Origin of the sequence: Paenibacillus validus NBRC 15382 (genome assembly GCF_004000985.1) — a bacterium.
Lineage (GTDB): Bacteria > Bacillota > Bacilli > Paenibacillales > NBRC-103111 > Paenibacillus_G > Paenibacillus_G validus.
This window is the reverse complement of the sequence record NZ_BIMH01000001.1, coordinates 89,680-115,098: the sequence shown is the minus strand read 5'-3', so window position 1 is coordinate 115,098 and position 25,419 is coordinate 89,680. Positions and strand designations below refer to the sequence as shown.

The window sequence follows — 25,419 nt, the reverse complement described above, 5'->3', positions numbered from 1 at the left end:
ACCCGAAGCTCAGCAGGCTTTGCGTGTAAGCAAACCGGGGAGAAGGAGTTAAGGAGGAACGTGCATGCTGGACTTTTTCAAGAGCATATTCGATAAGAAAGCGCCCGTGAAGGAACGGCCGCCGTATTACAGCATCGTGTGTCCGTACTGCTTTGCCAAATGCGAGCCGTCGGATGTGGTGTTCCGCGCTGCGCACGTCAAGGAGAACGATGACGAGTTCGCCCTGCAGGAGGACGAGCGCCTCAACGCATGGCGCCGCAAGTTCCGGCTCGCCCTGCCCGACATGGAAGCGATCGTCGATCCCGAGTTGATTCCGGAGGAAAACCGGATCTATGCCGGGCAGGTGCTGGTCGCGGTGACGGACCGTTACGGCGTGACGACGCGCCGACGGCTGTGTCCGAGCTGCCACAACGAGCTGCCGATTACGGCCGGGCAGGTGCCGAGCAACATCATCTCGATCGTAGGCGCGTCGCAGGTGGGCAAGTCGGTCTATATGACGTCGCTGATCCATACGCTGCAAACGGAGACAGCGGCGCACTTTCAGGCAGCCTGCATGCCGCTGAGCGCAGACATCTCCCGCAAGTTCCGGCACAATTACCACGAGCCGATCTTTGAGCGCGGCAGCATGCTAGCGTCGACCAACCCGAACGAGCAGCAGGAGCCGTTTATTTTTCAATTCGTGTTCAAGGACGAATCGAAGCCTCCGCTGCTGCTTGTTTTTTTCGATGTGGCGGGCGAAGGCATGGTCGAGCGCGACTACCTGGACATTTATGCGGCGCATATCCAGAACTCGTCGGGTATTTTGTTTCTCGTGGACCCGCTGCAGGTACGCACGATCCGCGACAAAATCCGCCTGAACCTCGGCGGGGAGGAAGGGGAGTTCGCGGGACGATACGACGAGCCCCGGGAAGTCGTCATTTCCCTGTACGAAAACTTCATCTCGCACCAGCAAAGCGGCAAGACGGACATTCCGACGGCCATCGTGCTGACCAAGAGCGATATGCTGCAGTATTTACAGGAGGAGGACAGCGACTACATCCGGCCGAACAGCAACGTGTTCCGCGATGTGAGGCACCGGGGCTATCTCGACCGTACGGAATTCGAGAATATTAACGGCGAAATCCGGCGTTTCCTCGAAAAGGTGGACCGGCCGTTCAAGGATGCGGTCGACGTTTATTTCCGCAATACGGCATACTTTGCCGTATCGGCGCTCGGTTCGAACCCGGTGAACCGGCGCGTGCATGGCGTGATTAGCCCGATACGGGTGGACGAGCCGTTCATCTGGCTGTTGAACCAGCTCGATTATATCGACAGGAGAGATGCCCCGTGAATGCAAATCCGCATCGCAGCATTCAACAGCATTATTTTACGCGGGAGCGGGAAGGCGTCTTTCGAACGAACGAAGGCTTCGATACGGTAGCCGTGTCGCCCGGTCTTGACCCGGCCTTCATCAAAAACGCGCTGCATCCGTACTGCTTCTACAAGGGTCCTCGCGACCTGCCGGAATCGGGGGACGGGCCATCGGAAGCGGCGTACCCGGCGGCGCTGTCCGTGTATCATGCGGACAACGGCGACCTGGTGATCGGGCAAACGGTCTATACGTCCTCCGATTTCACCGGACAGCGGAGCGCGTTTTTCACCCATCAATACGTCGTGCCTTCCGAACGGAAGGATGAATGGCTGCGCCATCCCGAACGCCTGTTTGTGTTAGGGGGCTTTGCGACTTCCTACGATATCGCGCAGGGCAAAAGCTTGCCGGAGATTCACGATCCATCCGCCGTTTACGGCCATTCGGAAGCGGGGAAGCGGGTGGAGACGGATCGGCTGCTGGCCCGTTTCGGCCTCACGCAAGAGGTGTTCGAACAGCTGCTCGCGTCGCTGATGGTATCCGTAACGAACCGGCGGAAGGTGTACGTCGTGCTGGACGCCGAGGCGGCGCAGGCGGAACCGGACGCCCGGCAGTTGATGAGGCTCCTGTTCGATTGTCTGCCTTACGCGTTCCGGCGACGACTGGGCGTGTTGACCTTTGCGGGAGAACCGGAAGGGAAACAGCATATTCATGTGACGTTTCTGGAGAAAGGGGCGCTGCGCCAAGCAGACCGGCAGCTCGAACGGGACATGCTGTTCGAGCTGCCGGCCGGGAAGACGACGGGGGCCGAGTCGGCAGGGACGGCGCGCAGACTGCTCGATACGATATGGACGCTGCGCAAGGAGGCTGAGCGTTTGCAGGAGCTGTTCGCGTTCTGCGAGGAGGCGCTGCTCGGGCAGGATGCGGTGCAGTCGCTTTCCTTGCCGGCGTACGACGAGCTGTCCGTGCTGTTCGGCATCGAGCAGGGCGAAGACGCCTTGTACGACGCCGACCGTGTCGGCGTGTGGAAGGCGCTCGGCGTATATAGCAGCGGGCCGGGAGCCGGTCGCGGCAAGCCGCGGCTCCGCGAGCTGCTCGTCCGGCTGCTGCGCCTGGAGACTGCCGACGTCAAGCGCATCGCCGACCGGGCGCAGATCGAAGCGATGCTGGGCTGCGAAGCCTGCTTGGAACGCGGCGAACGGGCCCTGCTTTGCCGCGCGCTGGCGTTATACGTGCTGCGGGCGGCGGCAGGCGGGGATATTCGCGCTGCCGCTCCGCTGTTGGAGCCGGTGCAGCAGCGGCCGGAGACGTTCCGGGCCGTATTCCGCGAGCTCTGCGGACTGTCTCCGCGAACGGCCGAGCGCTGCGCAACGTTCGCGCTGGAACGGGCCGAGGGGGCTCGCGCCTTGCAGACGGTGCTGACATTCTGGCTGGCCTATGCGGGTGCGCTGCCGGTGACTTTCCTCGCCGGCGAGACGCTGACAGCCGTCAAGCGGCTGCTCGGCAAGGAATCGCCGGCACGGAAGACCGAGACGGCCTCGGCGCTGTTCCGCTTCTTCGACGAACTGGCCGAACGGGAAGGCCTGCAGCGTTACGTGGATTACGGAGAGCTGATGAAGCTGGAAATTCAGCTGGGGTTGCTGGAAGAGGTGCCACTAAGCGAGCTGGGGGCGGACGATTTGGTCCGATTGGGCTTCATGCTGGACCCGCCGGCTCCTGAGCTTCTGCCTCACCTGACGAAGGGCCATCGGCTGACGCTTGAATTGTGGGCGGCGGTGTACCGCGTGCTGACCCTGGAACGCGGCGGTGAGGCCCAAGCGGAGGCCTGGCTTGCCAAGCTTGGACCGCTGGAATTGGAACGGGCGCAAGCCTTCCTTCGCAGCGCGTGGGACGACGGCCTGTCTCGCTCCGTATTTTCACGCATCGCCTTCGGCTTCTATCAGGGCGGAGACGGGGTGTCCGGAAGCCGCGGATCGTACGATTTCGATTCCTTGCTCGATTACTTGGCGGCACAAGGCGGCAAAGAGACGGTGTACGATTTCATCGAGTGGAGCGCTGCGGAAGAACGCTTCCCGGGAGCGCGGGGCGGAATCGATCCGCATTACCGGGCTGCGCTGAACCGCTATTTCGATCGGTACGACAAGGGAGCGATGCGTCAGAAGCAGGTCCGGCAGCGGCTGATGGCCGTGCCGAATGCTGCATTTGCCGCGCTGTTCCGCGATATCCGGAAGCGGCAGGCTCCCGCGTGGCAGCGTTTCGCGCTGCGCAGGAAGAAATCGACGCTGCTTGCGGCGATTGTCGGGACGGCAGCGTTGATCACGCTGCTTCTCGCCTGGAAGCCGGTCGTGGCGTTCTTCATCGAGCCGATTCCGGAGCTTCAAGTCGATGAGCTGCCGGAGCGGACGACATCAGGCATTGTGACGCTGAAGGCGCAAGCCACGGATGGTTACGACCGCTCGCCGGGCATTTATATCAATGGCGAGCTGGCCGGCAAGAGCAGCGTCAGTCGAGACATTGTGCTCTCGTCCGGCTCGAACGTCATTACCGTGAGGGCGGAAAACAAGTACGGCGGCAGCAGCGAGCCGGTTCAGAAGACGATCGTGCTGGAGTCGCCGATCGGTCCTAAGCTGCCTGCCGCTCCGCCGAGCGGCATCAACAGCGGCGGCCGGTAGGACGGTATGACAAGAAGGGGCTGCGCGAGCGGCCCCTTCTTGTCACTGCTATCGGTCCTGTTAAACACCGTCTTTTTATGTGACGGTGTCAAGTAATAGCTGAGTTCCTGCTTCAGCTAATTTTCAAAATGGGTTTGATAGCTACCCCTTTTTTTGAATCTTCAAATGCATCATTAATTTGAGTGAAATCATAGAATTTGACCAATTTATCAAACGGAAACATTCCTTTTTTGTAGTACTCAACCAATTCAGGAATGAACAATTGAGGTACAGCGTCGCCTTCAATGACTCCTACCATTGTTTTTCCTTCTGCCATAATTTCTTCATGAACATTGATATTCATCTCAGGGGTGACCCCTACAATCGCTAGTTGACCAAGCGGACGCAGTGCTTGCAGACCTTGACGCACCACAATAGGAACACCTGTAGTGTCAATGCCATAGTGGGTTCCACCTTTGGTAACTTCCTTAATCTCTTTAACAACGTCCGCATGTTTACTGTTGATTACATAGGTAGCTCCCAATTCTTTAGCAAGCTCCAAGCGGCTTTCATGGATATCAATGGCAATTATATGTTTACATCCAACTATTTTAGCTGCCATGATAGCACTCAAACCTACCGCACCCGTACCATAAATAGCAATAGAACTGCCAAAAGGCGGTCTTAGTTTGTTTAACACGGTTCCACTACCTGTTTGAATACCGCAGCCTAATGGGCCTAATAAGGCTATATCAACATCTTTGTCCACTTTTACTACGTTTCTCTCATTTGCTATGGCATAAGTACCGAATGAAGACTGTCCAAAAAAAGTAGAAAGTTCATGATGATGTTGATGTAAACGGTGTGTACCATCTTCCATTTTGCCGCCAAAGTTTAATGCGTTAAAATCCACACAAACAGATGGATGGCCTGTCAAACAATTTTCACAGTGCCCGCAAGATGCATAAGATAATACAACATGATCTCCTGGTTGGACGGTTCTGACACCTTCCCCTACTTTTTCTACAATCCCGGAACCCTCATGTCCAAATACGGCTGGAAATGGGGATAACCCTATATCGCGAGCAACTGCATCCGTATGACATACACCAGAAGCAACAACTTTAATTAGTACCTCATTTGCCTTAGGATCGGATAATTCCACTTCTTCAATTTTAAATTCTTCTCCCATACTATGAGTAACTGCAGCTTTTATTTTCATTTTTTTCCCTCCTGAAATTCATATTTCATTAAATAAGGAACATAGGGTAACCAAAACCGGCATTCAAGATTTCATTCAAAAATGATTATGTCCTTCTTAAAGTTGTTTGATACTTATTGAACCAGCTTTTTTCTTGAGCGATCTTGAAAATCTCTCATAGCAGAGACTACCCGGTATTTCCAAGGATTCTATGAAAACTCGAAATGTTCTGTGACCCATAACGATCATGTTTCTGTTTGGCATGTTTATTATTGCTCTTTTAACATACATCAGTAATAACAACAAGAGAAAGTAAAAACCCACCCCAAGTTTGGCAACGCGGAAGGTGGGTCTTTGTCTTTCGAGAGCTCAGAAGGGAATCCCATCCAAGCCAATTGTACGAGGCCAAGTGTTAGCAGCACTTGGTCTTTATTAAATAAATCATAACATATGATGAGCATCCCAGCAATTATTAGTTACCATGACCGAACAACGGATTATTGTAGATGATGCAGCGGACTGAATCGGGGCTCTCGCTGCGATGATGTTCGACCGATGTGTTTGTCATCTTCCGCCTCATGCGGACAATTGAATAATCAATTCCATTGCTTCTTACTTAGAATTGCGATAAGATTAGAATAATTATAAATAGTGAGATTCATTTCGCGGACAATAAAAAAATTTACGCGCGTCGAGACTAAAGGAGAGTGCATCCATGATGGTATTGGAACAACTCGACAAAATCAATCGGCAGTTGAGGAGCAGCAACTATAAATTAACCCCCCAGCGCGAAGCGACGGTTCGGGTTTTATTGGAGAATGAGCAGGAACATCTGAGCGCCGAGGATGTGTATATGCTCGTGAAAGACAAATATCCCGATATCGGCCTGGCTACTGTATACCGGACGTTGGAGCTGCTGGCCGAGCTTCATATCGTGGAGAAGATGAACTTCGGAGACGGGGTTGCCCGCTTCGACCTCCGCAGCGAAGAACATACGCATATGCACCATCATTTGATTTGCACGGTATGCGGGGCGCTCAAGGAAATCAAAGACGATTGGCTGCTTGAATTGGAGAATCGACTTCAACAAGAATATGGCTTTAAAGTAACGGATCATCGTCTCGACTTCATGGGCACCTATCACACCTGCAAAAGTAGCGAATGTAAAAGAGCAAGCAAGGCAATATCTTAAAATGCCTTGCTGACGGGGAGTCTTTCGATCTTGGAAAGACTTCTTTTTGTTGTGCAGGAGAAGACCCGCCTGCATAACCGTTGCGAAGTTACCGGAAGACCGAGAGGATCTATGGAGCTGGCAAAATCAGCCTAAACTCGTCGGCGAGGTAAAAACTTCAAGCTTCGCAGTTGACTGGCCGTTAAGGTTAAGGTATGATGTGAAGTAATCGTAAAAATTACAAATATTATTGTCGTGAACGGCCCCGGTCCAAGTTGTAGTGACAAAAATGCTAACATCCGGTCAGGGAATTGTGCCCTAACCCTGCGTGCTGGGTTTATAGCGGTTTACATGGGGGGGTGTGATATTGAAGAAGAGCACACAAAACGATGATGAGACGATCATTAGTCATCACTCCCAGACACAATGGCAACGCCGGGAACAGGAATTGGCCTGTTGGGTGCAGCGGGCGAAGCCAAGAAAGCGTCCCAAACAAACCGTTATTTTGGGGAACACCCCGGTTGATGCCGAACTGCTTATGGCTCTTACCCTCCTTAAGCGGACGCGCATCCAGACGGAATTTTCTTGCGCGGGCGTAAGTTTATTGGATGAACCTGAAGATCATTCGCTCTATGCGTATATAACCATCACCGGCTCGGCGACAGCGGATCGATTCGTACAGCTGGCCCTGACACGGATGAGACACCGTCTGCTTGTAACATGGGAGCCGCGCCGGAACCGGTACGATCTTTCTTCATTTTTTATCGGACACAACCGTTCTTTCTGCTTGCTGATGCAACGATGCGCGGAAATATTCGCTGAGCTTGAGGACGAGCAATCAAGGTAATTGGCAACTGTAGAGGAGGTGAACAGGATGAGGGTAATCGTAACATTGGCTTGCACGGAAACGGGAGATCGTAACTATACGACGACAAAAAACAAAAAGAATCAAACCGGACGATTGGAAATGCGCAAATATTGTCCGCGTCTCCAAAGACACACCTTACATCGGGAAACCAGATAAACATATTTCCTTGACTTATCAAAAATGTTTGTATATCATAAACGTACGCTTAATTTCCGGTTTTCGAATCGGAAAGCGGGGGAACCAATGTAATTGGGGCGAATCATGTAACGATGTAGGGAACCATCTTTCCCGAGCCCGGCAGCTAACCTCGTCAGCAGGAGATGGGTCAAGTTTCTACATGCATTAACCTGCATCTATTGACCCGAGATCAGGGTCTTTTTGTTTGTTTGAAGACCCTTCGAATGACGATCGGTTATCGCCATGCTGCGATATCGTTCGTCTCGATCGGGTCTTTTTTGTTTTACTTGTTAAAAGAAAGCACAAATCGTTTATTCCAGGAAAAGGAGGGAACAGATCAGGTCTGTGGTTTGAAAAAACTCGTAGTAGGAGGAGCAAATATGACACAGCCGAAATATATAACGGATATTGATAAGATACTGGAAATTCCTGAGGATGAAAGAAAGAAGCTTAAACCGATTACAGATAAGTTTGTATTTCGGGTGAACGACTATTATTTGAACCTGATTGATTGGGACGATCCTGAAGATCCGATCCGAAAGCTGGTCATCCCTAATGAAGGGGAGTTATCCGAATATGGGCGCTGGGATGCCTCCGATGAGGATACCAATTACGTAGTGCCGGGCTGCCAGCACAAATATCGGACTACGGCTCTCTTGCTGGTTTCTGAAGTATGCGGTGCATACTGCCGATATTGTTTCCGGAAGCGACTCTTTCGCAATGACGTTCATGAAGCGACGAAAGATATGGATCCCGGTCTAGCCTACATTGCGAGTCATCCGGAAATTAACAACGTGCTGCTTACCGGAGGAGATAGCTTGATTCTGGCAACAGCCAAATTGGAAAGCATCCTGAGCCGGTTAAGAGAAATCGACCATGTTAAAATTATACGGCTCGGTTCGAAAATACCTGTTTTTAATCCGATGCGGATTTATGAAGACGAACGATTGCTGGAAGTCATCCGCCGTCATTCAAGCGTAAACCAGCGGATTTATGTGATGGCGCATATCAATCATCCTCGCGAGATTACCGCCGAAGCCAAGAAAGGCTTTGAAGCTCTTCATCAAGCCGGCGCTATTGTTGTCAATCAGACGCCTATTCTTAGAGGGATCAACGATAACCCCGAACGATTGGCAGAGCTGCTGGATAAGCTGTCATGGGCCGGCGTAACCCCCTATTATTTCTTCGTCAATCGTCCGGTGGCCGGCAATCGCGAGTTCGTTCTGCCGCTGCAGCAAGTGTACCGAATCGTGGAAGAAGCCAAGGCGCGCACTTCAGGCTTAGGTAAAAGGGTGCGTCTATCCATGAGTCACACCTCCGGCAAAATCGAAATTCTGGCTATTGATAACGGAAAGGCCTATCTGAAATATCACCAGTCGCGGGATAACGAATACGGCAAGTTCATGGTGTTGGATTGCCCTGAAGATGCGGCATGGTTCGATGATCTGCCAGGTAGCGATCAATATTGGCAGAAGCCCCAAAAGAAAACCGATGAAGTTATTTCGGTGAATGAGCTCCCTGATCTGCCGCGAGCGCATGCTAGATGAACAACCACATAAGTCATGTAATAAAGCATCGCTGTGCTATATTCTAACTTGATATAAACAGGATAATAGGATAAGATCTTAATTAATTACAACTGAAAACCTGTGGGAACAAGGTGCTCTAGCCATAGCTAAAGCTTAATAGGGAAGTCCGGTGCAAAGCCGACGCGGTCCCGCCACTGTAACGGAGGAGTCTCAGCTATACTGCCACTGATCTTGATAAACGTGGATCGGGAAGGCCGCTGATGATGTGAATTCCGGAGCCAGGAGACCTGCCTGTTCTGACAACACTGCTTCAACCTACGGAAGATAGGAAAGTGTTAATGACGGGCCGCTGCTTGTTCGCATGCAATCATAGGCATCTTTTCCTTCTTTTTGTTGAGGTGAAGATGTCTTTTTTGCATGGTTTTTCATTTGGATCATCCTATGTGGAGTGAATCCGGCTTCACTACATCCTATTTTAGAAGAGGAGATGTGCAAAATGACGGCAGTACTGGCTAAAGGACCATTCCGGGCAGATCATGTAGGTAGTTTTTTAAGACCGGAGCGACTTAAACAAGCGCGTTTACAAAAGCAAAATGGGGAAATTACAGCAGAGCAATTGCGTATCATTGAAGATGAAGAAATCGTCCGGCTTGTTGACATGCAAAAAAAATTGGGCTTGGCCGCTGTGACGGACGGTGAGTTTCGACGCGCTTGGTGGCATTTCGATTTTCTATCGCAGCTTGTTGGTGTTGAGCTCTATGAAACGGAGCAAGGGATTCAATTTCAGGGTGTTCAAACCAAAGCTCACGGAGTGAAAGTAACAGGTAAAGTAGATTTTCATAACCATCCTATGATCGAGGATTATAAATTCCTTCATCAAATTGCAGGCAATCATGTTGCTAAATTTACAATTCCTAGTCCGAACATGTTATTTTTTAGAGGGCATATTGAAGAAGACGTTTATCCGAATTATGATGAATTTTTTAATGATTTGATCACAGCTTATCAAAAAGCGATTCAGGCTTTCTACGATGCCGGTTGCCGCTATTTACAATTGGATGATACCTCGTGGTCCGTATTTTTCTCCGAGAAAGGTCAGGAACAAATTGCGGCAAGAGGCTTTTCTGCGGAACAATTAGCACAGCTGTTCACCAGGGCTATTAACGAATCGATAGCCAATAAGCCGGAAGATATGAAGATTACGATGCACATATGCAGGGGCAATTTTAAATCTACTTATGTGGCCAGTGGCGGGTATGATCGCGTATCCGAATTTATTTTTGGCAAACTCAAGGTAGACGGACTGTTTTTAGAATTTGATGATGAGCGATCCGGCGGATTTGAACCTTTACGTCATGTAAATAGAAAGGATATCCAACTTGTATTAGGATTAATCACGTCCAAATTCGGTGAACTGGAAAATCCGGAGCGTATCAAAGCAAGAATTCATGAAGCTGCCCAGTATGTAAGCTTGGATCAGCTCTGCTTAAGCCCCCAATGCGGTTTTGCTTCAACGGAAGAAGGCAATCTTCTCACGGAAGAGGAGCAGTGGGACAAAATACGTCTTGTCGTTAATATTGCACAAGACGTTTGGAATTAATACGGGAATGGTGTGACAAAACCTTGAGAAATCAAGGTTTTTTATTTTTTTCCAAATAATAGTCCGGTTGAGGAGTCAACCGTCAATCATAATTTTTATCTCTTTAACGAAAAATAAATAACAATAATTTTAAATTAAGGAGTCCGATAATGCGATGTTGAAAATTTTGCTTTCTTTGGCTTACTTGATCATCGTTATTTCTTTGATCGCTTCCATTGTATTGATCCGGAGGCAGCGAACCAAAGAAATGGATAAAGGAGTGAATCCCACTTCAGTCAAGCATTACTTCATCGCTAACCCCATGATGATAGCTTATGTGCTGTTTCCGATTGTTCTTGCGATCGGAGCCGCTATTTGGATGTATTATTTTTATTAACGCGGAGGACTAACATGGAGAGAAATAAGTATTATGTATCGGTTCAATCCAGGTCGATCATGTCTAATCAAGGCGATGCCGCCTATGAATTAGAAATCGAGGCAACCGACGAAGAAATTAAGCAGCTTCAGGAGTTGTTTGAAGTCGAGGAAGATTTCGAGATAGACACTTTTTGGAGAGCGCATGCGGCAGGCATTCCTTATCATTACGACCAGGCCAACGTCGGATACGATATGGCCTTACAAGAAATCTATCGAAAAATTCACGCTCTAGGGACGAAGGAAACGAAAGATCAAATTGAAAAAATGCAAATTTTGAATCAATCTTTAACCGGAAAGAGGGACTAGGGTCCCTCTTTTTTAGTCAGGAAAGCGTTAAAAACAAGCAGTAGACTCTATTCCGGAATATCCGGAAAAAGGTCTATTTTTTTTGCACATATGATTTTACAAACGATTTCAATGTAATAAAAAATGACACAATATTTATAATCAATCGTTTTTTGTTAAAAAGACACAATAAAAATCCACATTAATTGTTGAATGATGATAATGAAATCAGGTTTTTTACGTCATATAATATAACAATAAGGGACGGGGATCATACATTAACAACCTTTTCCCAAACATTTGTTAAGTTATATATCATCGTTTAAGCAGGGAGAAAGGGATGTGATTTTATGCAAGTGGAAGCGAACCCGTACAACTGGCCGTTTGACGGGAAGATTGTGCCGGAGAAAACGGCACTTGTCATCATCGATATGCAAATCGATTTTTGTGGAAAAGGGGGGTATGTGGATCGGATGGGCTATGACATTTCCTTGACGGCAAGAGCCATTCAGCCTATTCAAGCGCTGTTGGAGAGGGTACGGAAAATTCCAGGTTTTACGGTCATTCATACGCGGGAAGGGCATAAGCCCGATCTTTCCGATCTTCCTGCGAACAAAAGATGGCGAAGTAAACAGATTGGTGCGGAGATCGGTTCTCCCGGGCCCGCGGGCCGTATTCTTGTTCGGGGGGAGCCGGGCTGGAACATTATTGAAGAACTAAAGCCTTTGGAAGGGGAACCGGTGATCGACAAGCCCGGCAAAGGAAGTTTTTATGCGACGGACCTGGATTTGATTTTGAAAAACAAAGGCATTACACATTTGATTTTAACTGGCATTACCACCGATGTATGTGTGCATACGACGATGCGGGAAGCGAACGACAGAGGTTATGAATGTTTGATTTTGGAAGATTGCACCGGGGCGACGGATATCGGCAATCATCAGGCGGCTCTCAAAATGGTAACGATGCAGGGTGGGGTTTTCGGCAGTGTATCCGACTCTTCCCGGGTGCTGAAAGCGTTGGAGCATTTCTAAACGGACAATTCGGCTATCTATCGTTGAGGAGGACATCACATGATCACGGGAAATGAAACCAAAGTTATTGTTGGCGATGAGATGGAATGGGAGCTAATGCCCAACCACAGAGAGCTGTATCACCGGGAAATCTTGAATGCACAGCAGGCGGATGGGCTGGGAATAAGGACCAGCTCCATCCTCTGGGAAAAAATCGGTCCGGGCGGACAGGTGCTCCCGCATTATCATGATGTAGCGGAAATCATCCATATTACGGTTGGGAAAGTAAAGCTGCTGTGTAATGGGGAGTGGAAAAACTATCAGGCCGGGGATACCTTTCACGTTCCGGCAGGAACCGTACACTCCGTACTTAACGACGATATCGTTCCGTCGGAGCAAATCAGTATCTTCCTGCCGGTTGAGGAAGCTGTGCCGCCGAATCAATTTTTTAACACGCACTTGGTAAAGGATGTTACAAAAAAGGATGGTGATAATGGATGAACACCCGCATGCTTCCGAGAGAATTGTCGATTTCTTGGTTACGGGAAATGTATCAAAACAATGTTTGGAGTCCTGAAGAAGTTGTGAATGAAATTATAAACCGGGCCGCCGAAGATGCGGAAATGAATATATGGATTACGCCGCCCAGCATGAAGATGATTCAGCCTTACTTGGACCGTCTGAAGCTTTTGGACAAGGGACAAGCGCCGCTGTGGGGGATTCCTTTTGCGATCAAAGACAATATTGACTTGGCGCATGTACCGACAACGGCGGGTTGCCCGGATTTTGAATATACGCCGACAGAACATGCGACCGTTGTAGAACGATTAATTGAAGCTGGAGCTATTCCCGTCGGCAAAGCGAACCTGGATCAATTCGCAACCGGTTTGGTGGGAGTAAGAAGTCCTTACGGCGAGACAAAAAACGCCTTGCGTGGAGAACTGATCAGCGGGGGTTCAAGCTCAGGTTCCGCAGTTGCTGTAGCGCGCGGTCATGCAGCTTTCGCTCTGGGGACGGATACTGCGGGGTCAGGACGTGTACCGGCTGCCTTGAACAGGCTTGTCGGTTATAAGCCGACGCTGGGAGCGTGGTCGACAAAAGGCGTTGTTCCGGCCTGCGCCGGCTTGGACTGTGTTTCGGTGCTTGCGCACAGTTTGGAAGACGCGCTCGCGGTAGATGCTGTAGCGCGGGGCGTTGATCATGCGAGTCCTTGGTCACGAAGCTTTCCGGCTCCGACGCCTGCGCTCCCTCGAAAAATTTATTTGCCTAAAGAGCCGCTGAATTTTTTCGGAACCTTTGCGAACGAGTACAGCCAAGCTTGGGATTTGGCTGTAGAAAGATTGAAGAAGCTGGGCATCCCCGTCGAATATACGGATACAAGCAAGCTATCTCAAACGTCGGCGCTGTTGTACGACGGACCGTTTGTCGCTGAGCGGTGGGCCGGATTAGGCGATTTCGTCGAAGCGCATCCGGGCAGCGCTCTGCCGGTGACGGAACAAATTTTGCGCTCAGGTGCGACAACGGATTACAGTGCCGCTTCGTTGTTTAAAGCCTGGCATACGCTGCAGGCCCATAAGCTTGAAGTAAGAAGATGGTTGGCAGACGCCGTTCTGATCTTGCCGACTTGCGCAGGGACATGGACTCTTCAAGAAGTAAGGAACAACCCGATTACGGCAAACAGTGCTATGGGGCTTTATACCAATCATTGTAACTTGCTTGATCTTTGTGCGGTTGCTGTGCCGGCGGAAGACGCCGCGCCGAATACACCGTTTGGAATCACAATGTTTGCGCTCGCGGAGAACGAAGCGCTGATATGCGGCGCCGCTGCTTGTTTTGCCGATTCCTCTGCCAATCTGGCAGGAGTTGGCTTGACGACGGAGTTGAAACCCGTCTCCCGGGATATGGTTCCTGTCGCCGTTTGCGGCCTTCATATGCGCGGGTATCCGTTGGAAAAGCAAATGAAGGAGTTTGGTGCGCGTTTTGTACGTGATGCCGCAACGGCGGCGAAATATCAAATGATCAAGCTGCCGACGGATCCTGCCAAACCGGGTTTGATCAGGAAAGAGCAGGGAGGGGCTTCCATTCGATTGGAATTGTGGGAAATGCCCAAGGACCGTTTCGGTGCTTTTGCCGCAGCCATACCTGCTCCGCTTGGGATCGGGAAAATCGAGCTGCTGGATGGAGTGGAGGTTCCAGGATTCATTTGCGAAGCTTATGCCGCGGCAGAGGCCGTAGATATAACGAGCTATGGAGGTTGGCGTAATGCCGTTGAAGCGGTATAGCTGCGGGAATGGATGGATAGGAGCGGCAGTTTTTGCCGTATAACATAACATGAAAGGCTGTCTCAAAAGTGAGCTTTGGAGCTGGAGAGACAGTTTTTTTTAACGGTAAAGCCCCAAACCTGACATTTAAAATGGGATTTTATTGAAATTATATGTTATATATATGTTATTTTTATAAAAAATCACTAAAAAATAATTGTTGATTTTGTAACAAATTCATAAAGATAAAGCGATTGAAAGGTATTATAATAATTAATGTAAATTAATCATTCATTTTAATGTTATGATATATAACATATTTAAGGTGGGTTGGAAGATGAATCATTCTCGGGATACCGCCGATTTCTATCTGTTACGGACCGAAGGCTTAACCAAACGTTTTGGTTCGCTGGTTGTCAATAAAGACATCAATCTGGAGGTGAAACAAGGCTCTATTCACGCCATTCTTGGAGAGAACGGCGCGGGTAAAAGCACTTTAATGAAAATGCTGTACGGGGTATATGCCCCCGATGCAGGCGCCATTTATATGGATGGCGAAGCCGTTTCATTGCATCCTCCCCTTAAGGCGAAGGCAAAAGGCATTGGCATGGTGTTTCAGGATTTTCGTCTGATTCCGGCAATGACTGTATTGGATAATATCGCACTTGCCATGTCGAGTGGTGGTTGGCGCCTTCGGAGAAAGCAGCTTCGTGACAGCATTCTGGGAATTTCCGAAAAGTACGGATTATCGGTTGATCCCGATGCGCATGTATGGCAGCTTGATTTAGGTCAACGCCAGCGTCTTGAAATCGTGAAGGTGCTGCTGATTCCCGGAACGCGCGTGATTATTTTTGACGAACCGACCAGTGTGCTTGTGCCTCAAGAAGTGGAAGCCTTCCTTCAGATGCTGGGTTTGCTTAGACAAGACGGATACGGCATTCTGCTCATTACACATAAGATTAATGAAGTTCTGGCTTGCGCAGATCAGGTAAGCGTTCTGCGCAGCGGTCAAATCACCTATACGGCGAGCCGCGAAGACGGATTGGATGGGAATGTGCTGATTGCGGCAATGATGGGGGCCAAGACGCTGAAGCCAGTGAACAAGCAAACCCAAGATGCCGCACGGGAAAACCCGGTGGTGCTTCAAATCGAACGCGGGACTATCCTGGGAAACCATGGCGAAACGGTGCTTAAGGATATTCAATTGACTTTAAGACAGGGGGAAATTACCGGTGTAGCTGGAATTTCCGGGAGCGGACAACGGGAATTGGCCGAAGTGCTGTTCGGTCTGCGTCATTTAACGTCCGGCAGGCTTACGGTTGACGGGAAAGAGTTAGAAGGCGGCACAAAAGCGTTTATGGAGGCCGGGGTCAGCTTCGTCTCTGAGGATCCGCTCAAGGAATCGGTGATCCCGGGTTTTACTATACTTGAGCATATGGTCTTGGATGGAATTCCGATGAAGCCTAAAGGAGCCGGTATCGATTGGCAGCATGTCCGAAGCTTGCTGGAGGGTAGTGAGGAGGCCCGGGCCCTCGCGTTGGCGGCTGCCGATCGGCGCGCGGATCAGCTTTCCGGAGGAAATGTGCAGCGAATGGTGCTTTCCAGAGCCCTGATCAGAAAGCCCAAAATCCTGATCATCAGTTACCCCAGCCGGGGACTGGACATAGGAACGACGCGTACGATCCAACAGCAGTTGATCACATTAGCGGAGAGAGGAACGGCTGTATTACTGTTTTCGGAGGATTTGGATGAATTGTTCAAATTATCGGACAGGCTGGTTGTTCTTTCCGGCAAACAATTGCGCGGGCCTTATCGTCCGTCGGAAACCGATGCATCAGAAATCGGCTCCCGCATGTTGAAAGGAGAATTGGCATGAAGCAGCAAGCGGATACGGTTGCATTACCCGGGCGGTCCTTTTCGCTCGGCGGCAAATTAAAGCTGTTCGCATTTCAGGTCGGTGTATTGATCGTTCCTTTTATGATCTTTGGCGCGTTCCTGTTGTTTTTCGGTGTAAACCCGGTGCAATTGTACGTTTCGATGGTTCGTTCCACATTCGGGAGCGCCTATGGCTTTGGCGAAGTATTGCTGAAGGCAACGCCGTTCATTTTGACGGGCCTTGCCGCAGCCTTACCGGCCAAAGCGGGTTTGATTAATGTGGGAGGAGAAGGACAACTTGCGATCGGTGCTCTGTTTTCCACATGGTTTGCCGTGTTTTATCTTGACCATTTCCCGGCCTGGGCTGGCCTAATGCTAATGCTCGCCGCCGGCGCTCTGGGAGGGGCGGTCTGGGCTGGAGTCACGGCTATTCTTAAGGTCAAGGGTAAGCTTAATGAAACGATCACCAGCCTGCTGTTGAATTACGTCGCCTCCTTTACCGTCGGATTCTTTGTACACGGATTATTAAAAGATCCGAAATCGTTCAATTGGCCCTTTTCCCCCGAGATTGCGCCTTCCTTGCGGCTGCCGGTTATGGATGGCACGAGGCTTCATGCAGGCATTGCAATCGCGTTTGTTCTGGCGGCAGTCGTTTGGTTCGTCTTGGCGAAGACGCAGCTCGGCTTCCGTATTCGGGTGCTTGGCGGTAACATCTTTGCTGCGGAGCGCGCCGGCTTTAAGGTGAACAAGATGTTTTTTTGGGTGCTGATTGCCGGGGGCGCTTTGGCGGGTATAGCCGGGATGATTGAAATTGCAGGTATTGAAGGCCGCCTTCGCCCAGCGACAGGGGTCAATTACGGGTATCTTGGCTTCTTGGCCGCCTGGATGGCCTGGAATCACCCGCTGCGTCTTATCGTTTCGGCGTTTGTGCTCGGGATGATCAGCGTTGCCGGCAACTCGCTTGAGATTGGTTCCGGACTTCCATCTTCTTCGGTCTATATTTTGATGGCGCTGGTTCTGTTCTTTCTGCTCGGCAGTGGAAGGAGGTTGAATAAATGATAGCGGATATTTTGACAGGGGCATTTCGTTCGGGAACATCTGTCATGCTGGCAAGCCAAGGGGAATTGATCTCGGAACGTGCCGGCGTGATCAATCTGGGGACGGAAGGCTCCATGCTTGCAGGGGCACTCGGAGGATTCGCGGTTACGGCTTGGACCGGCAACCCGTGGCTCGGTACGCTGGCAGGCGGATTATGCGGCTTGCTCATCTCTGCAATCCACGCCTTTCTGGTTCTCACCTGCCATGCCAATCAGCTGGCGACCGGACTAACGATCATGTTTTTCGGTATGGGGCTTACTTCGTTTTTTGGACGGGGATTTGTCAGCAAGCAAATCGTCGGTTTTAATCCGATACCTATCCCTTACTTATCGGATATTCCGTTTCTGGGCCAGATTTTATTCAATCATGATCCGTTAACTTATCTATCCATAGTTCTAGTGCCTTTGTTATGGTATTTGTTGTTTCGTACCCGGCTTGGAGTCATTCTCAGAGCTGCCGGCGAAAGAGAGGAAGTGCTCTTTGCCAACGGATTCAATCCGAAGCTGGTCCGGTATGCAGCCGTATTGGCCGGAGGTTTTTTGGCCGGCATAGGCGGCGCTCAGCTTTCGGTAGCTTATACCCACAGTTGGGTGGAGAATATGGTGCAAGGGCGGGGCGTTGTAGCGGTCGCGCTTGTGATCTTCGCTTCCTGGAAGCCGGCAAGGGCGATGCTCGGCGCTTATTTGTTCGGTGCCGCTCAAGCTCTGCAGCTTACCGTTCAGCAGACGCAGCTGCCGATTTCTCCGTTCTTCCTGTTCATGCTGCCTTATCTGCTGACCCTTGCGGCTCTGCTGGTTGTGGAGCTTCGACAGCGAAGCCAAACCCCTGAGGCTCTGGGTAAAGTATTTACCGGAAACTCGGCCGGGTCATAAGGTTTCACTTGAATTTATATATAAAAATGGAGGGAATCACACATGAAATGGAACAAAATGAAGAGCTTTTTGGCATTAACGCTGGCTTCTGTCATTCTTTTGGCCGGCTGCAGCCAACCCGGATCGAATCAAGCGCCAACTAGCGGCAGCGGGGCGGAAGCCGCCAAAAGCACCAGCTCCGTCACTCCGGGAACAGGCGGGACTGCTGTCGGTTTCATCTTCGTAGGCGCGCGTGATGATTACGGGTATAACCAGGCGGCTTATCTGGGCAGTGAAGCGGTCCAAAAGGCGTTCCCGGATTTAAAAGTGCTGCGGGCCGAGAATGTCCCTGAGACGGCAGAGGCTGAGCGGGTCATGGAGCAGATGATCCAGGAAGGGGCCAAAATTATTTTCCCGACCTCTTACGGACACCTTGATCCTGCGCTGAACGTGGCCAAGCGCCATCCCGAAGTTGCTTTCTTTCATCAGGGGGGTCTGAAAACGGCGGACAATTTGGGTACCTATTTCGGTACGATCTGGGAGCCGATTTATCTTGCCGGCGTTGCAGCGGGCAAAATGTCCAAAACAGGGAAATTGGGTTATATCGTTTCCGTTCCGATTCCTCAGGTGCTGCTGAACGTAAATGCTTTTGAGCTTGGAGCCAAATCGGTAAATCCGGATGCGACGACATCGGTTGTCTTTACGGGAAGCTGGTGTGATCCGGGACAGCAGGCGAATGCGGCCAACTCGCTGATCGACAACGGTGTAGATGTATTGACGCAGCATCAAGATTGTACCAAAACGATCATCGAAACCGCCGAACGCAGAGGCGTCATGTCGGTTGGCTATCATGCGGACGCTTCCTCTCTGGCGCCGAAAGGATGGATTACCGGATCTGTATGGAACTGGCCGGATTTATTCGTAGATATGGTGAAAACCGCTGTCGACGGTAAATTTAAAGGCAGCAAGTACGAAGGTAAATATCGTGGAACCTTGAAAGACAACGTCGTTCAAATGACAGCGCTCGGTGCGGGGGTTCCGGATGATGTGAAAAAGTTTGTGGAAACGAAAAAAACGGAATTGCTTGACGGTACGCTGCAGCCGTTCAAAGGGCCTATTGAAGATCAATCGGGCAAAATTCAAATCAAGGAAGGAGAAATACCGCCCGTTGAAAAATTGGAAGCCGCCGATTATTTAGTGAAGGGCGTCCTCGGAAATATACCGAAATGAGCACCGTAAACCATTTGTATCGTCAGGCCCGGGTAAGGAGCGTGCGGCGAATTTGAAATGGCATAGACAACAAGGACAATCAGGTAGAATAACCGTTCCGTCTTATCCTTATTCATGGCCTTATGACGGGGAGCTTGTCCCCCGGAAAACAGCGCTGCTAGTCATTGATATGCAAAATGATTTTTGCGGAAGAGGCGGCTATGTAGAACGGATGGGGTACGACCCGCATTTAACGGCGCGTACGATTGATCCGATCCGCAGATTGCTTGAGGTCGTTCGGTCCATCCCCGAATTCACCGTCGTTTTTACCAGGGAAGGACACCGGCCGGACCTTTCCGATTTACCGGACAATAAACGGTGGCGCAGCCGGAGAGCGGGTGCGGAGATCGGAAGCGTCGGCCCCTCGGGCCGAATCTTGGTAAGAGACGAGCCCGGTTGGCGGATTGTGACGGAACTTACCCCCTTGCCGGATGAGATTGTTGTGGATAAGCCCGGCAAGGGCGGTTTTTTCGCCACGGATCTTGATCTGATTCTGAGATCGCGCGGAATTACGCATCTGATTCTCACCGGAATCACCACGGACGTCGGCGTTCATACCACGATGCGGGAAGCCAATGATCGCGGGTATGAATGCTTGATACTGGAGGATTGTACCGGCGCAACCGATGTAGGCAACCATGTGGCTGCGCTGAAAATGGCGACGATGCAAGGCGGTGTTTTTGGGGCGGTGTCCAGTTCGGATAAATTAATCGGCACGCTCCTCAGGCTTCATCTGCATAACTCGAACTGAGCATTGGTTCGCCTGCATTCAAAAATTGCCGGAGACGAGGGAAATCAAATGATGAAACCAACCCTAACGCTGAATGAGTCCCTGCCGTATCCGTTTGTGTTTCGTCCCGACCGGACAGCTCTTGTCGTCATTGACATGCAGAATGATTTTTGCGCACCGGGAGGTTTTGGGGAACGGCTTGGAAATGATATTTCGTCCACACGGTCCATTATCCCGGTCATCTCGCGCGTCATGGCCGCTGCCAGATTCGCCGGCCTGATGATCGTTCATACCCGGGAGGGGCATCTGCCCGATTTGTCCGATTGTCCGCCGTCCAAGCTTAGGCGGAGCCGGAGACAGGGGGCCGGGATTGGAGACGAGGGACCGATGGGGCGAATTCTGATTCGTGGAGAAAGGGGACATGCTATCGTTCCCGAACTCACCCCCGAAGCGGGGGAGATCATAATCGACAAGCCTGGAAAAGGAGCGTTTTTTCAAACGGATTTACAAGCGATTCTTGAAGAAAACCGGATAGAAGCGTTAATTTTATGCGGGGTCACGACACATGTTTGTGTGCATACCACACTTCGGGAAGCGAATGACCGGGGGTATGAATGTCTTGTGCTGGAAGATGCAACAGCCGCCTTTGATCCTGAAGATCATGCGGCTGCACTGCGGATGATTTGGCAGCAGGGCGGAATTTTCGGGTGGACGTCGATGTCGGAGCCGGTTGTAAAAAGCCTGCGAAACGCTTGACAACGACTGCATTGAAAACAGACACGAAGTGCGCACCGGGAGGAATAAACGATGGAAAAGGAAGCTGTGTACGGCTTTACTGTAAAAGATCTTTTCTCGATCCCTCATTTCAAGGAGGCTGTTCTTCTTGGGGGACGGTCCGGCTTGGAGCAGACGATAAGCAGAATCAATGTGATGGAAGTTCCCGATGTGATTAATTGGGTAAAGCCTGGCGAGTTCTTAATGACAACGGGGTATCCCTTAAAACATAATCCGGAATTGTTTGTCACCTTAATTGAGCAGCTTGTGCAAAAGGGCGTAGTCGCTCTGGGCATCAAGACGAAACGATTTATAGACACCGTGCCCGACTCGGCTGTGAAGGCCGCCGAGTTTCATGGACTCCCCTTAATCGAGCTTCCCCCGGATACCGCATTCTCCGATGTTGTCCGCGAAGTGATGGAACGCGTTCTCGTCACGGAAGTAAGACAGCTAACGCTTCTTCAAAGCCGGGTCCAACGCCTGTCCCAAGTGCTATTGCACGGGGATGGGCTTCATGCGTTTTTACACCATCTGCAGCTTCTCATTCAAAACCCGGTTGTATTGCTGGACCCGGGCAATCGCTGGATGGCTTCACCTTCAGCTGAGCATTTATGCAGGCAGGTAGACGAGGCCGGATGGGAGAGACTCAGGGAGGACCGAACCCTTGAAACCAGTTTCATCCAGGCAGGGGAGCAAATGATTCGCGTATACATTACATCGGTGCCCGATGGACAAGTGCAGCAGCCGTCTCTTTTGCTGATGCTGGAGCAGCAAAGCGAATACGGAATTGTCGATACGTTGACGATGAACTGGGCCAGCGAGCTAATCGGCTTTGAAATAAACAACTCGCAAGTCAGGAAGAAAATTGAGGCCAAGTATATCGACCAATTTCTGCAGGATTGGATAGCCGGGCGCATCGTTTCCCCCGCGGATTTGCGGATGAGGGCAGAAGCATGCGGACGCCCGTTCATCGAGGGATCGTCCTTTTTGGTAGGCGTCGTAACCTTTCATGAACGAAAGCCGGAGGTGAGCGACCTTCAGGAAATAGCCCGAAGATTAAACTGGGATGCCGCCGGTAAAAAAGATATGATTTGGACGGTTCTCGAAGAGAGCTTAGTCGTCCTTATCACGTTGATAAACAGCGGTGAGAAAGATCAGAAATGGAGAAAAGATGCGCTGGGAGACGTATGGTCTCTGCTGCGCCCCAAACTTCTGGAGAAGCGCGCGACATTATGCTTGGGCCGGGAGGCTCAAGATCAAAGCGGTGTACCGGCCAGCTTTCGCGAAGCCAAACGCGCAGCGGAAGTATGCCGTGAAAGCCATGTGAATGATGCGATTGTTCATTATCGCGATTTAGGCATATATCTTTTGCTGTACCGCTTGCAAGGAACCGAGGAACTGGAGGAATATAAGCGAATTTTTTTACAGCCGCTAATCGAATATGACCGTAAGCATCAAGGCTCGCTTTTACAAACATTGCGAACTTATTTTCTTAGTAATTGCAATGTAAAAGAAACTGCGGAGCGTTTGTTTATTCACTATAATACCGTCAATTACCGGATCGAACGAATACGCAACGAGCTGGGATTTCATCTTGATGATCCGGAAACGAGGCTGCAGCTGCAAATTGCCGTCAAATTGGACGGATTAAATGGATAGAGGGCAGCAGACATGCAAAAAAGCGCGCAGTCTATCCATTCGATAGAGCTGCGCCTGAGGAACTATTGCCAACTCCGGTTCAGGAAGGCTTTCGTTCGGTCAAACCGGGGAGTTGTAAAGAGCTGCTCCGGATGGCCGGTTTCGATGATCTCTCCATGATCCATGAACATCACCTGATTGGCCACTTCCTTGGCGAATCCCATTTCATGCGTCACGACAATCATCGTCATATGCTCTTCGGCGAGACTCTTCATCACCTGCAGTACCTCGCCGGTCAATTCCGGATCGAGGGCGGAGGTGGGTTCATCGAACACCAGGATCTCGGGATTCATCATTAGCGCCCGGGCAATGGCGACACGTTGCTTTTGGCCGCCCGAGAGCTTGGCCGGGTAAGCCGACGCCCGTTCGGCGAGACCTACCTTTTCCAGCAGCCCGGTGCTTCGTCTGCGAAGTTCCGCACTCGGCTCTCTTTTGACCATTTTGGGAGCGAGCTCCAGATTTTCCTGGACCGTGAGGTGCGGGAACAGATTGAAATGCTGGAACACCATGCCCATCTTGGAGGTGATCCGCTTGATCTCCTGAGGCTTGGAGTAGACCCCGTCCTTGACAAGATAGTCTCCGGCTACGTTGATGCTGCCGCCATTAATCTGTTCGAGATGAACCAGACTTCGGAGCATCGTGCTTTTCCCGGATCCGGAGGGGCCAATCACCGCAACCACATCGTTTTTATTTACTTGAAATGTAATCTGCTTCAGCACATCCAGCGTGCCGAATGATTTTTTGAGGTTGGTTACTTCAATGATAGCCACGTTCGCCATTCCTTTTATTCAAATTTAAATCTTTGTTCCAGCCATTTGAAGAGTGCGGTTAGCAAGAGCGTCATGAGCAGATAAATCATACCGGCTATAAAGAAAGGCACGATCGTAAAGTCCCGGTTCACTGCCGTCTGGGCAAAGTGCAGCAGCTCCGGAACGGCAACGGCATACAGAAGCGCGGTATCCTTGATCAGCGTAATCGACTCGTTGGACACTGCAGGCAGTGCAACGCGGAACATTTGAGGCAGAATAATTCGTGTCATGGTCTGCCATTTGTTCAAACCCAGCACCTGTGAGGCCTCATATTGGCCTTTATCAATCGCCAGCAGACCGCCGCGGAAGATCTCGGCAAAATACGCCGCATAGTTCAAGATAAAGCCCAGGCATGCAGCGGTAAACCGGTCCAGCACCAGATATTCGCCGACCAGCGGCAGCATCGGCAGCCCGAAGCAGATAAAGAGCAGCTGCAGAAGCAGCGGCGTCCCGCGCATGATGTAGATATAGGAATGGGCGAGCCAAGCGATAGACTTGATGCTGCTTTTTACAGCTAGCGTGAGCACGAAGCCCAGCGGAATGGATACCACAATGGCGATTAGAAACAAGAGGACCGTCATTTGGGCCCCTTGCAGCATCGGCTTGATCATGGTGGTGATGTAATCTGCGGACATGAAGAAATTCCCCCAAAAACAAAACAGGATTTCCGAGAAGAAATCCGGCTTGCCTGATCATCATTCGGTTTTGTTTACTTTAATACTTTGTCTTCGCCAAACCATTTTTGCGAGATTTTCGACGCGGTGCCGTCCTGGTTCATTTCGTCAAGCGCTTTTTGCAGCTTCTGAAGCAGGGCGTCGTTGCCTTTCTTTACGCCGATTCCGTACTCTTCCGGAGCAAGAGATTCACTGAGCAGCTTGAAGGTGCCCGTTTCCTTGGCCATATAATACTTAATCACGACCTCATCAATGACCACCGCATCGACACGGCCGATCTTCAGATCGCTCAGGGCGAGGACGTTATCCGAGAACTCCGTAACGGTTTTGATCCTGGATTTGATAGGGTGGTCATTCAAGGCATCTGCTGCGGAAGAAAGCGATTGAAGCCCTACAACCTTGCCTGCCAGATCATCGAGCTTGGTCAGGTTGGATTTTGCCAATGTCACAACCACCTGCGCATTTTTGAGATAGGGCTTGGTGAAGAGGACTTTCTCTTTGCGCTCGTCCGTAATCGTATATCCGTTCCAGATCAGATCGATCCGCCCGCTGCTCAGCTCGGATTCTTTTGTTTTCCAGTCGATAGGTTGAAATTCCACCGTGGTGCCCATTTTCTCGGCAGCCGCTTTAGCATAGTCGATATCAAACCCGACGATCTCATTCTTCTCATCCCGGAACCCCATCGGTGCAAATTTGTCGTCAATGCCAATCACCAGTTTGTTGTCCTCGCCAACCGAGCCCTTCGAACCGGAGCATCCTGCAAGGAGGGAGAGCGATGCTGTGATAACCATAACCATAGTTGCCAAACGTTTCATCGAATGAAAAACCACCTTTTACTAAGTATCCATTGCTTTATTGCGTTACCACTTTATCAAGAATTATATGATATCACACTCTTATAAATAGTGTCGATAGTTGATAATGAATGTCATATATTTCCTAATGTTTAAATGGGGACGAGTAGGGAACCGGAAAAACGAATAGTAGTATATAGATAGGAAAAGGATCGGATGGGGGCGGATTGAAAGACTAAATAAAATAATTAATCAAACATTGTCATATTAAGGGGCGTAAATATTCCGTAGCTGACTGGAGGAATTGACATGGCCGAAGACAACGC

At 50.4% G+C, this 25,419-nt stretch carries 24 protein-coding genes and 2 riboswitches; of the genes, 20 read left to right on the top strand and 4 right to left on the bottom strand.

The window, feature by feature from the left end; all coding sequences use genetic code 11:
* Positions 1-64: 64 nt before the first annotated feature.
* A complete protein-coding gene (locus PVA01S_RS00530; protein WP_127604306.1) occupies positions 65-1,330 on the top strand; it encodes a TRAFAC clade GTPase domain-containing protein in 1,266 nt (421 codons plus the stop codon).
* On the top strand, positions 1,327-4,020 hold the full coding sequence (locus PVA01S_RS00525; RefSeq protein ID WP_127604304.1) for a GAP1-N2 domain-containing protein: 2,694 nt from the start codon (positions 1,327-1,329) through the stop codon (positions 4,018-4,020). Before PVA01S_RS00530 ends, PVA01S_RS00525 begins: the two co-directional genes overlap by 4 nt.
* A gap of 112 nt (positions 4,021-4,132) precedes the next feature.
* On the opposite strand, the gene PVA01S_RS00520 is transcribed toward PVA01S_RS00525, so the two are convergent.
* Entirely contained in the window at positions 4,133-5,221 is a 1,089-nt protein-coding gene (locus PVA01S_RS00520) for an NAD(P)-dependent alcohol dehydrogenase (protein ID WP_127604302.1), read from the bottom strand.
* 226 nt (positions 5,222-5,447) lie between these two features.
* Between PVA01S_RS00520 and PVA01S_RS27115 the strand changes: the two genes are divergently transcribed.
* The 18 genes from PVA01S_RS27115 to PVA01S_RS00430 all read left to right on the top strand — a co-directional run bounded on the left by PVA01S_RS27115 (position 5,448) and on the right by PVA01S_RS00430 (position 22,777).
* Complete coding sequence (locus tag PVA01S_RS27115) at positions 5,448-5,516, top strand: putative holin-like toxin (RefSeq protein ID WP_269103461.1); 69 nt, start codon at positions 5,448-5,450, stop codon at positions 5,514-5,516.
* A gap of 399 nt (positions 5,517-5,915) precedes the next feature.
* Entirely contained in the window at positions 5,916-6,392 is a 477-nt protein-coding gene (gene fur / locus PVA01S_RS00515; protein WP_054796706.1) for a ferric iron uptake transcriptional regulator, read from the top strand.
* Positions 6,393-6,732: 340 nt separating this feature from the next.
* Positions 6,733-7,218, top strand: a complete 486-nt coding sequence (locus PVA01S_RS00505; RefSeq protein WP_372813713.1) for a hypothetical protein — start codon at positions 6,733-6,735, stop codon at positions 7,216-7,218.
* A gap of 27 nt (positions 7,219-7,245) precedes the next feature.
* Entirely contained in the window at positions 7,246-7,395 is a 150-nt protein-coding gene (gene rpmG / locus PVA01S_RS00500; RefSeq protein ID WP_127604297.1) for a 50S ribosomal protein L33, read from the top strand.
* Between the two features lie 36 nt (positions 7,396-7,431).
* Positions 7,432-7,571, top strand: a riboswitch (cyclic di-AMP (ydaO/yuaA leader).
* 225 nt (positions 7,572-7,796) lie between these two features.
* Positions 7,797-8,963, top strand: a complete 1,167-nt coding sequence (locus PVA01S_RS00495; protein WP_127604702.1) for a KamA family radical SAM protein — start codon at positions 7,797-7,799, stop codon at positions 8,961-8,963.
* 93 nt (positions 8,964-9,056) lie between these two features.
* Positions 9,057-9,254: riboswitch (cobalamin riboswitch) on the top strand.
* Positions 9,255-9,441: 187 nt separating this feature from the next.
* The gene (locus PVA01S_RS00490) at positions 9,442-10,545 is read left to right on the top strand and encodes a 5-methyltetrahydropteroyltriglutamate--homocysteine S-methyltransferase (protein WP_127604295.1); all 1,104 of its coding nucleotides are present in this window, start codon (positions 9,442-9,444) and stop codon (positions 10,543-10,545) included.
* A gap of 154 nt (positions 10,546-10,699) precedes the next feature.
* Complete coding sequence (locus PVA01S_RS00485; RefSeq protein ID WP_054796705.1) at positions 10,700-10,921, top strand: hypothetical protein; 222 nt, start codon at positions 10,700-10,702, stop codon at positions 10,919-10,921.
* Positions 10,922-10,935: 14 nt separating this feature from the next.
* On the top strand, positions 10,936-11,268 hold the full coding sequence (locus PVA01S_RS00480) for a hypothetical protein (RefSeq protein ID WP_127604293.1): 333 nt from the start codon (positions 10,936-10,938) through the stop codon (positions 11,266-11,268).
* 329 nt (positions 11,269-11,597) lie between these two features.
* On the top strand, positions 11,598-12,281 hold the full coding sequence (gene biuH / locus PVA01S_RS00475) for a biuret amidohydrolase (protein ID WP_127604291.1): 684 nt from the start codon (positions 11,598-11,600) through the stop codon (positions 12,279-12,281).
* A 39-nt stretch (positions 12,282-12,320) separates the two neighbouring features.
* A complete protein-coding gene (locus PVA01S_RS00470; protein WP_127604289.1) occupies positions 12,321-12,761 on the top strand; it encodes a cupin domain-containing protein in 441 nt (146 codons plus the stop codon).
* Positions 12,758-14,542, top strand: coding sequence for an allophanate hydrolase (gene atzF, locus PVA01S_RS00465; RefSeq protein WP_412760922.1), 1,785 nt, complete (start codon positions 12,758-12,760; stop codon positions 14,540-14,542). Before PVA01S_RS00470 ends, atzF begins: the two co-directional genes overlap by 4 nt.
* Before the next feature lie 316 nt (positions 14,543-14,858).
* Entirely contained in the window at positions 14,859-16,397 is a 1,539-nt protein-coding gene (locus PVA01S_RS00460; protein ID WP_164751688.1) for an ABC transporter ATP-binding protein, read from the top strand.
* Positions 16,394-17,455 carry an ABC transporter permease gene (locus PVA01S_RS00455; protein ID WP_127604286.1) on the top strand — a complete coding sequence of 354 codons (1,062 nt, stop codon included), beginning with the start codon at positions 16,394-16,396 and terminating at the stop codon, positions 17,453-17,455. The genes PVA01S_RS00460 and PVA01S_RS00455 overlap by 4 nt, the downstream gene beginning before the upstream one ends.
* Positions 17,452-18,366, top strand: a complete 915-nt coding sequence (locus tag PVA01S_RS00450; protein ID WP_127604284.1) for an ABC transporter permease — start codon at positions 17,452-17,454, stop codon at positions 18,364-18,366. The genes PVA01S_RS00455 and PVA01S_RS00450 overlap by 4 nt, the downstream gene beginning before the upstream one ends.
* 42 nt (positions 18,367-18,408) lie before the next feature.
* Positions 18,409-19,575 (top strand): BMP family ABC transporter substrate-binding protein, encoded by a 1,167-nt coding sequence (locus PVA01S_RS00445; RefSeq protein ID WP_127604282.1) that lies wholly within the window; start codon positions 18,409-18,411, stop codon positions 19,573-19,575.
* A 52-nt stretch (positions 19,576-19,627) separates the two neighbouring features.
* Positions 19,628-20,365 carry a biuret amidohydrolase gene (gene biuH, locus PVA01S_RS00440; RefSeq protein WP_236595873.1) on the top strand — a complete coding sequence of 246 codons (738 nt, stop codon included), beginning with the start codon at positions 19,628-19,630 and terminating at the stop codon, positions 20,363-20,365.
* A gap of 48 nt (positions 20,366-20,413) precedes the next feature.
* A complete protein-coding gene (locus PVA01S_RS00435) occupies positions 20,414-21,100 on the top strand; it encodes a cysteine hydrolase family protein (protein ID WP_196426864.1) in 687 nt (228 codons plus the stop codon).
* Positions 21,101-21,151: 51 nt separating this feature from the next.
* Entirely contained in the window at positions 21,152-22,777 is a 1,626-nt protein-coding gene (locus PVA01S_RS00430; RefSeq protein ID WP_127604280.1) for a PucR family transcriptional regulator, read from the top strand.
* Positions 22,778-22,839: 62 nt separating this feature from the next.
* Here PVA01S_RS00430 and PVA01S_RS00425 read toward each other — a convergent pair whose 3' ends face one another.
* The 3 genes from PVA01S_RS00425 to PVA01S_RS00415 all read right to left on the bottom strand — a co-directional run bounded on the left by PVA01S_RS00425 (position 22,840) and on the right by PVA01S_RS00415 (position 25,114).
* Complete coding sequence (locus PVA01S_RS00425) at positions 22,840-23,586, bottom strand: amino acid ABC transporter ATP-binding protein (RefSeq protein ID WP_127604278.1); 747 nt, start codon at positions 23,584-23,586, stop codon at positions 22,840-22,842.
* 14 nt (positions 23,587-23,600) lie between these two features.
* The gene (locus tag PVA01S_RS00420; protein ID WP_054799498.1) at positions 23,601-24,260 is read right to left on the bottom strand and encodes an amino acid ABC transporter permease; all 660 of its coding nucleotides are present in this window, start codon (positions 24,258-24,260) and stop codon (positions 23,601-23,603) included.
* 74 nt (positions 24,261-24,334) lie between these two features.
* On the bottom strand, positions 24,335-25,114 hold the full coding sequence (locus PVA01S_RS00415; RefSeq protein ID WP_127604277.1) for an amino acid ABC transporter substrate-binding protein: 780 nt from the start codon (positions 25,112-25,114) through the stop codon (positions 24,335-24,337).
* Positions 25,115-25,419 lie beyond the last annotated feature (305 nt).